At 28.1% G+C, this 8,349-nt stretch carries 8 protein-coding genes and 1 pseudogene; 1 reads left to right on the top strand and 8 read right to left on the bottom strand.

Annotation, left to right across the window (positions count from 1 at the left end; genetic code table 11):
• The coding region (locus ACWI69_RS04910; protein ID WP_448820188.1) for an EF-Tu C-terminal domain-related protein at positions 1–182 on the top strand (182 nt) is incomplete at its 5' end.
• Positions 183–337: 155 nt separating this feature from the next.
• On the opposite strand, the gene ACWI69_RS04905 is transcribed toward ACWI69_RS04910, so the two are convergent.
• From ACWI69_RS04905 to ACWI69_RS04870, 8 genes and pseudogenes are all read right to left on the bottom strand, one after another.
• On the bottom strand, positions 338–1,114 hold the full coding sequence (locus ACWI69_RS04905; protein ID WP_448820729.1) for a hypothetical protein: 777 nt from the start codon (positions 1,112–1,114) through the stop codon (positions 338–340).
• Entirely contained in the window at positions 1,111–1,548 is a 438-nt protein-coding gene (locus ACWI69_RS04900) for a hypothetical protein (protein WP_448820728.1), read from the bottom strand. Before ACWI69_RS04900 ends, ACWI69_RS04905 begins: the two co-directional genes overlap by 4 nt.
• Before the next feature lie 56 nt (positions 1,549–1,604).
• Positions 1,605–2,828 carry a restriction endonuclease subunit S gene (locus ACWI69_RS04895; protein ID WP_448820727.1) on the bottom strand — a complete coding sequence of 408 codons (1,224 nt, stop codon included), beginning with the start codon at positions 2,826–2,828 and terminating at the stop codon, positions 1,605–1,607.
• The gene (locus ACWI69_RS04890) at positions 2,818–3,843 is read right to left on the bottom strand and encodes a PDDEXK nuclease domain-containing protein (protein WP_448820726.1); all 1,026 of its coding nucleotides are present in this window, start codon (positions 3,841–3,843) and stop codon (positions 2,818–2,820) included. The genes ACWI69_RS04895 and ACWI69_RS04890 overlap by 11 nt, the downstream gene beginning before the upstream one ends.
• 12 nt (positions 3,844–3,855) lie before the next feature.
• Entirely contained in the window at positions 3,856–5,397 is a 1,542-nt protein-coding gene (locus tag ACWI69_RS04885; protein WP_448820725.1) for a type I restriction-modification system subunit M, read from the bottom strand.
• Between the two features lie 15 nt (positions 5,398–5,412).
• Complete coding sequence (locus ACWI69_RS04880) at positions 5,413–5,982, bottom strand: restriction endonuclease subunit S (protein ID WP_448820724.1); 570 nt, start codon at positions 5,980–5,982, stop codon at positions 5,413–5,415.
• A gap of 147 nt (positions 5,983–6,129) precedes the next feature.
• Complete coding sequence (locus ACWI69_RS04875; RefSeq protein WP_448820734.1) at positions 6,130–6,897, bottom strand: type I restriction endonuclease subunit R, EcoR124 family; 768 nt, start codon at positions 6,895–6,897, stop codon at positions 6,130–6,132.
• Positions 6,898–6,927: 30 nt separating this feature from the next.
• Positions 6,928–8,331 (bottom strand): annotated as a pseudogene (locus ACWI69_RS04870) (type I restriction endonuclease subunit R); the annotation flags it as partial.
• Positions 8,332–8,349 lie beyond the last annotated feature (18 nt).

Below are 8,349 nucleotides of genomic sequence, written 5' to 3'. Positions count from 1 at the left end.
CAACAGATATAACAGGAGCAATCAACTTACCTGAGGGAGTAGAGATGGTAATGCCAGGAGACAACATTGAGATGACAGTGGAGTTAATTCACCCAATCGCAATGGAGCCGGGATTAAGATTTGCGATTAGAGAGGGAGGAAGAACAGTAGCTTCTGGAGTTGTTGCAGAAATTACTAAGTAATCTTACTTAAATTAAAATATCAGAATACACGATTCAAGAATTTGACAATATAACAGAGGCTGACCTTATTGGTCAGCCTATTTACTTTTCACCACAATACATTGTGATAAAATTATTTGTTTTTTGATTTTTGCTCAGTTTCTTAAGGTTTTACTTTATGATTTTATTAAAGATTTGAAATCACTATCTTTATGTATTAAACTTAATTTTTTATCTGCAAATTTTCTGATAAACTTTTCATAATAAGATACAGCTATCTCATCTACACCATCTTTGTATCCTTTTCCATTTCCTACATAACATATCGAAATAATTTTTATAAACGTTCTTTCTGCTGCTTTTGGAATTGAAGTTAGATTTTCTAATAGTTTTGATATTCTTTGAGCATATGGATATTCATTATAAAAATTATAATAACTAAAATGAACACTTCTCAATTCTTGTAATAATTCTATTAAATCAACTGCTAAACTATCTTCATCTTTATATGATTCTCCCCCTACCACTCTTAAAAAATTTGCACATAAGTTTTTCTTAGCTTCCTCTATATTTACTCTATAATAACCAAACTTAGCTCCAATTCTGTGTTTTATATCTTCTGATATAATTTCCCAAAGTTTTGGAGAAATAAGCTCTATATTACCTCTGACCAATGAGCTTTGTCTTTCGTCACAATATAATCCAAAGATTGAAAGCATAAAATCATCAATTCTTTCTTGAGGATGCTTAGCTAAATTGTTAATTATGGATCTTAAATCTTCTGTAGGAATTGAAGTTTTTCTAATATTATCATTTAATGTTTTCAATTCAATCATAGAATGATCTGGTTTTGCATTTACAGCATATTTGATAATATTTTCAAGCATTGAAATCATCTCATAACCACTTATTTCATTTTCATTTGGATGTGCTGCACTTGAGTGGTTTCTCATATAATTAATATACTCGAGTTAATATCTGATAATAATCCTATTCTTCTATTTATCTCCAGTAAATCATGCTCTGAAACAAATTCTAATTCTTCTTCTTTTGAAAGACTTTTATACTTATTAGAAATTCCAGCTGCAATACTATAAAAATATCGTAGATCGTAGTTAATAACCAATGTTCTTAATGCTCTAACCGCTTCATTCCAAACATAATTTAAGGCTCCATCAAATAACCCTGATGCAATAGAAATGGTAAATTTAGAAAGATAGTAAGCTTTTATTCTTTTATCTCTATCTACTAACTCTAAAATATTTTGCATTGAGTTTATCACTTTTATTCTTTCTTCGATAGGCATAAGAATATTTTCTATTGGTAGCCCATTATATTCTAAAAATTTAGCTAATGGTCTGTTAAATGTCTCTATAGAATTCCCCACTTCTTTTTTATTTTCTGTTATTTGTAACTCTAAATTTATAACTCCCTCCTTGTTTTTTATACAAACATCTGTTGTAATAATCCCTTTTTAAACTCTTTATTTTTCTCTAACTCTTCCTCTATTAATTCTATTTTTCTATCTATTGAAGATAAGATATTAGCTATCTTTTCTTGTTCTGGAAGTGAGGGAAGAGATAACTTTAGTAATCCTAATTGTGAATTATAAATATGAATAACTGATATTCCTTGGGCTAAACTTGCTATTTCATATTTTTTACTATTATTCATATAATAAGATAAGAATATTCCATTTTCTTTAGTTTTTATTATATTTATATCTCCACCTAAAGCAATACCATTTTTTAGTACACATGAAGCTGTTGCTAAATCAATGGCAGTTTCTCCAGAAGCTGGAATTATTATATCTCCCATTTCACTAAATACTAATTCCGTTGCTTTTAAATTAGTTTTAGAAGTTACTTCTTTTATAATTTCATTATATTTAGTATATAATTCTCCGTAACGAATACATTCAAATCCTTCTTCAGAAATATCTGTCTTAGTTATATTTTTACCTTTAGAAAATTTAGCTATTTCACCTAATCTCTTCTCTTCCCACTTAGGATAATCATTTCCATTTTCATCTTTAAACCTTAACTTTTGACTAAATAATTTTTGTGTCATCCCTTTTTTATACTTCTCTAGTAGTTCTTTTTTCTTCTCTAGCTTCTCTATCTTTATATCCACAGAAGACAGAAAATTAGCTATCTTTTCTTGTTCTGGAAGAGAAGGAATATTTGTTTTCAAATTGTTAATCTCTTTAGGAGAAAGGTTTGGAGGGTCACTTCCTGCTATATTTACTTCTATTTTACTTACAATATTATTTCTTTGTAATAACTGATAAACAAAATCTATATTTTGATTTGACTCTAATTTACCAACTCTTTGATTTAATAAAGAATTATGAAAATTACTATTTACTTTGGCTATTTTTAATTGATTATTTAAAATAGGTCTAGTTAATGCAAGAACATAATCATTTTCATTTAATAAAAAATTACTATATTTTTTCTTGTAATCAAATGGTAAAAAGGAAAGTGAATCTTCTTTCATTTTCTTTATTCCTACATCTGCAATTTTTACCCAACGAATACCATTGCTTCTGCTATCACTACTTGAAAATGCATATCCATTAAAGATTTTAAATATACTGTGAAATTTCTTCTCCTCCCATTCGCCACTGAACTCTGGGAATCTTAATTTTGGTACTTTATTTTTCATCTCTTTCTTCCTCCTCAACAATCTTAGCTAAATCCTCTTTTGAAGGAAGTATTGTCATATATCGACTTGCAAAAATCTGTTCATTATTTTCTGGTAAAGTTATCTCTACTAAAGTGTCATTTTTATCTTTACAAATAATAATACCTATAGTCTTATTCTCATCATCTAACTTTTCAAATCTATCATAATAATTTACATACATCTGCATCTGCCCAATATCTTGATGCTTTAATTTCCCTATTTTCAAATCTATAAGCACAAAACATTTTAAAATTCTATTGTAGAAAACTAAATCAACAAAGAAATGTTCCTCATCAAAACTGAATCTAACCTGTCTTCCCTGAAATAAGAATCCTTTTCCTAGCTCCATTATAAACTTCTCAATATGATTTATAATACTAGTTTCCAAAGTATTTTCAGAATAATTACTTATCTCCTCTAATCCTAAAAACTCTAAAACATAAGGATCTTTTATTATATCTTTAGGCTTTTCTATAATTTGTCCTTTAGTAGACAGAGCTTTTACCTCTTCTTTATCACGACTAAGAACTAATCTTTCATATAAACAGCTACTTATTTGTCTATCCATCTCTCTGACAGTCCAATTTTCTTTTTCAGCTTCTATTTCATAGAATCTTCTTTCTTCAACATTTTGAATTCTAACTAAACGAATATAATGAGTCCAGCTTAATTTAAAGGGATTCTCAGAAAACGAAATCACTGATTTCGTTTTCTCATCTTCGAAATACGTCATATAAAATTTTCTTATCAATTCTAGATTTCTAACTGTAAATCCCTTTCCAAATTCTTTTGTAAGTTGTGTTGCTAAATTTTTAATAAGCTCTTTTCCATATTCAGCTCTTAACTCTCCATTTTGTTCCTCTTCTACTATTTTTTTTCCTATTAAAAAATATGTAAAAGTCATTGTAGAATTTACTGTAGATAAAACTTTTTTTCTAGCATTTTCCAAAAGTAACTTAATATCATGGTAAAGATTATCTTTTCTTTCTAACATAGCGAATTCCTCCTATAATATAGGGGCTTTTATGCCAAGCTCCTCACAGTATTTTTTTATCTCTTCATCTACTGCCACTATTTCCTTATCCAGATCTCCTATTTCATTAGCAACAGCTTCTAAGTCAATCTCTTCCTCTTCTTCAAAAGTATCAACATATCTTGGGATATTTAAGTTATAGTCATTTTCTGCAATCTCTTCCATAGTAGCTAGATGTGAAAATTTCTCTATCTCTTCTCTTTTTTCATAAGTTTTTAAAATCTCTTCTACATGCTCATCAGTTAGCATATTTTGATTTTTATTTTTTTCAAATAGGCTACTTGCATCTATGAATAAAACATTATCACTATTTTCTCTATGCTTTTTAAATACTAAGATACAAGTTGGAATAGATGTACCATAGAAAATATTTGCTGGCAATCCTATTACTGCATCTAAGTAGTTCTTTTCTTTAATCAGATACTCTCTTATAACTCCCTCTGCTGCTCCACGGAATAATACTCCATGAGGTAATACAGTTGCCATTACTCCATCCTCATCTAAGTGATGTATCATATGTTGAACAAATGCAAAGTCAGCCTTTGTTTTAGGAGCTAATTTTCCATAAGCAGAAAATCTCTCATCACTTAAAAATGTTTGATCAGCTGACCAGTTAGCAGAAAATGGTGGATTTGCCACTACTACTTCAAAAGTTCTATCTAAGTGCCTATCCTCTTCTAAAGTATCTCCCTGCTCTATATCAAAATTACCAAATTTTACACCATGTAATATCATATTCATTCTAGCAAGGTTATAAGTTGTAGTATTTAATTCTTGTCCATAAATATGAGAAACATTAGCCTCTTTTGCTACTCTTAAAAGTAGTGATCCTGAACCACAAGTTGGGTCATAAGCAGATCTTATTCTTTCTTTTCCTAAAGTTACTATTTTAGCAAGTATTTTTGATACTTGTTGAGGAGTATAAAACTCTCCAGCTTTTTTTCCTGCTCCTGCGGCAAACTCTCCAATTAGATACTCATAAGCATCTCCTAAAATATCCATCTCTGTATCATCAAATCCAAAATTAATTTCATCAAGATGCTTTATTACTTCTGATATTAACCTGTTTTTTTGGTCTACTGTTCTTCCCAGTTTTGTAGAAGTTAAATCAACATCTTCAAATAGCCCAGTAAATTCATGCTCTGATTCATGTCCTAGTGCTGACTCTTCAACAAGCTTTAAAGCTTTACCTAAATCTTCTATAATTAACTCTTTGTTTTTAGCTCTTTCAGCTATATTATGAAATAAATATTTTGGTTCTATAAAATATCCTAAAGATTCTACTGCTTCTTCATGTAGCTCTTCTAAAAGTTCTGGATCTTTTTCGATATCACTATATTTTTCTATTTCTCCATCAAGTTCTACTAAAGCAAACTTTTCCATTTTTTCTGATAAGAATTTAAAGAATATAAAACCTAGTATGTAGTCTCTAAACTCATCAGCTCCCATATTTCCTCTAAGTTCATTAGCTATTGCCCAAAGTCTCTTTTCTAACTCTTGTTTATGTTCTGACATCTTTTACTCTCCTTTTTAATAGTTATTTATGATACCTTTTAATAATTTTTCCTCTAACTCTACTTTTTTTCTTAAGAAATTTAACTTTTCATTCATCAAGTTAAATAATTTTAATCCCTTTTCCTGCTCACCTATTTCTGGTATTTTAAGTTTTATAGTTTGTAAATCTTGTTTGTTAAATGTAATTACAGCTGCATTCCCTTGTAAAATTCTCTTAAATTGATTATTTATATCATTTGAATGTAATTTATAGAATACATATTGTGGTAATATTTTCTCTTTATACTCCTCTTTTAACCTTAAAATGTAGAAATTACTTGGAATTAAAATCCCTTCCCATTCTTTTGATATATATGCAAAGCTAAAAGGAAGAGATCCTTTCATCAATATATCTCCCTCTTTAGAATAAACATCTCCAGAAGTTTCTTGCTTTAAATAAATTTCTTCTAAGTTATTTCCTATAATAGTGCTATTTTCAATACTTTTTATAGTAAAAGCTCTACATTTAAAATCTGTTTTTTCATTAGATTTAACTCTATTTAAGAGTGTTCCTAATTTAATATCAAATAATTCATCTAAAATCATATGTCACCTCCCTACTTCATACTTTGTTTTTTATTTAAAAAACGTTATTTTGTTCTACAAGAATGATTATATATCTAAAAAATTAAAAAGTCAATACAAATGTTTTTTATTTAAAAAACAAAAAGAGCCTCATACGAAGCTCTTTTTTTAATACCAAGTAAATCTATCTACTAAATCTTTTATAGTATTTGCTACTATTTCTATTTTAACTCTTCTTTCCTTTAACCCCAATTTCTCCATGAAAGTTGATTTTACCATATCTCTATCAAGCTTTCTAGAAAAATCATATTCACCTATTGTTTCTTTCAGTCTGTCTTCATAAAGATTCTCTTCTACCATGAATTTTTCAATAGCTTCTTCTTTTTCTCTTTTTAAATAAAAATCAAACTCTACCTCTACATCTTGTTCTTCTGGAATTAAAGGTAGGTTTTCTTCTAAGAATTTTTCAATAAGTTCTCTCTTACTTCTTAATTCCTCTGAACCATCTAATAGCTTTAGGATAAACTCTTTATCCTTTGCATAGCTCTCGCTATTAGGATCTAACTCTTTCAATAGAAGCATAATATAGGTTACATTAATATCATCTCTTTTTAATAGTTCCACTTCAAAGTCTAAATCATTTAAGATAGAAACTTTTTCTTTAGTTGTTTTACTTTTTACTTCATCATACAGATCTAAGTATTTACTTTTATAATCTTCAAACTCTTGCTCTCCAATATCAATATGATCAAAAGAAAATTCTGTAAATGTATTTAGTCTATTCATAACTCTTATAAGGTTTCTATAGGCTGTTATAAAATCCACTTTCTCCTCTTCAGTTTCTAATTTATCAACATCATTTACACAACTTGCTATTTTAAATAATTTTTCCACATATTTATTAAAATCAGTTACATATTCAGCATAATCTTTCATAAGTACTGTTTCAACTGCTTCTTTATTTGAAAACAGTGTAATAGCTTCATCTGTTCTTTTCTTTAGATTTCTAAAGCATAATATATTTCCATAACTTTTCTTTTCGTTTAATATTCTATTAGTTCTTGAATAAGCTTGGATAAGATTATGATATTTTAAATTCTTATCGACATATAAAGTATTTAAAGTTTTACTATCAAAGCCAGTTAAAAACATATTAACAACAAGTAAAATATCTATTTTTCTCTCTTTCACTTTTTTAGAGATATCAATATAGTAAGCATTGAAGCCACCGTCTTTATTAAGGTTGTGATTATCTCCGAAAGTTTTATTATAATCTTTTACTATCTCATCTAATTTTTCTCTTGTGTGGATAGTTGGAACTTCTTCTCCAGTATTTTCTTCTGTATCTTTTGCTTCTTCATTAGCAGTGTAAGTAAAAATTGTGGCTATATTCAAATCATGGTTTTTACTTTTAAATATATCATAATATTTTATAAGAGTTGGAATACTACTCACTGCAAAAATAGAAGTAAACTCTTTATTATAAGTTTTTCTTTTATGATTTGCTAGAATAAAATCAACTATATTTTCAAGTCTTTCAGGAGCTTCAAAAACTTCTGCTGTGTCTATCCCTTCAACATTTAAGTCATCTGCTGATAAATCATTTCCCTCTTTATCTTTCAAATCTTTTGATTTAAAAGTATTATAGTATTCAACTGAGAAACCTAAAACATTATCGTCACCTATGGCATCTTTTATAGAATACTTATGAAGGCACTCATCAAATAAATCTTTTGTAGTCTTAGTTTTTATAGCGTTTTCTGCAAATATTGGTGTTCCTGTAAAGCCAAACATCTGTTTATTTGTAAAAAACTCGACTATTTTATGGTGAGTATCTCCAAATTGGGATCTATGGCACTCATCAAAGATAAATACTATTTTCTTATCTTTAGCATTTTTCATCCTACTTTCTAAATGATTCTTTGAAATAGCGTTATTTAGTTTTTGAATAGTCGTTATTATAAGTGGTGTCTTATCATCAGTTATTTGCTTAACTAAATGAGTTGTATTATCTGTTCCATCTATTGAGTCTTTATCAAAGGCTTTAAACTCTTTTATTGTTTGATAGTCTAAATCCTTTCTATCAACAACAAAAATTACCTTATCTATATTTTTATTTTGTGTCAATAATTGACTTGTCTTAAAAGAGGTTAAAGTTTTACCTGAACCTGTTGTATGCCAAATATATCCATTCTTAGGTGGAAGATTCTCCACTCTTCTTAATATGCTTTCAACTGCATAATACTGATAAGGTCTTAAGATCATTAAAATTTGATCTGATTTATGAAGTACTATATATTTTCCTATCATTTTTAAAACATGAGATTTGTTTAAGAATACTTCTGTGAACTTATGAAGATCACTATATCTATTATTTTCTACATCAGT

Source organism: Cetobacterium sp., assembly GCF_977044495.1.
This window is presented reverse-complemented; position numbering and strand designations above follow the sequence as displayed.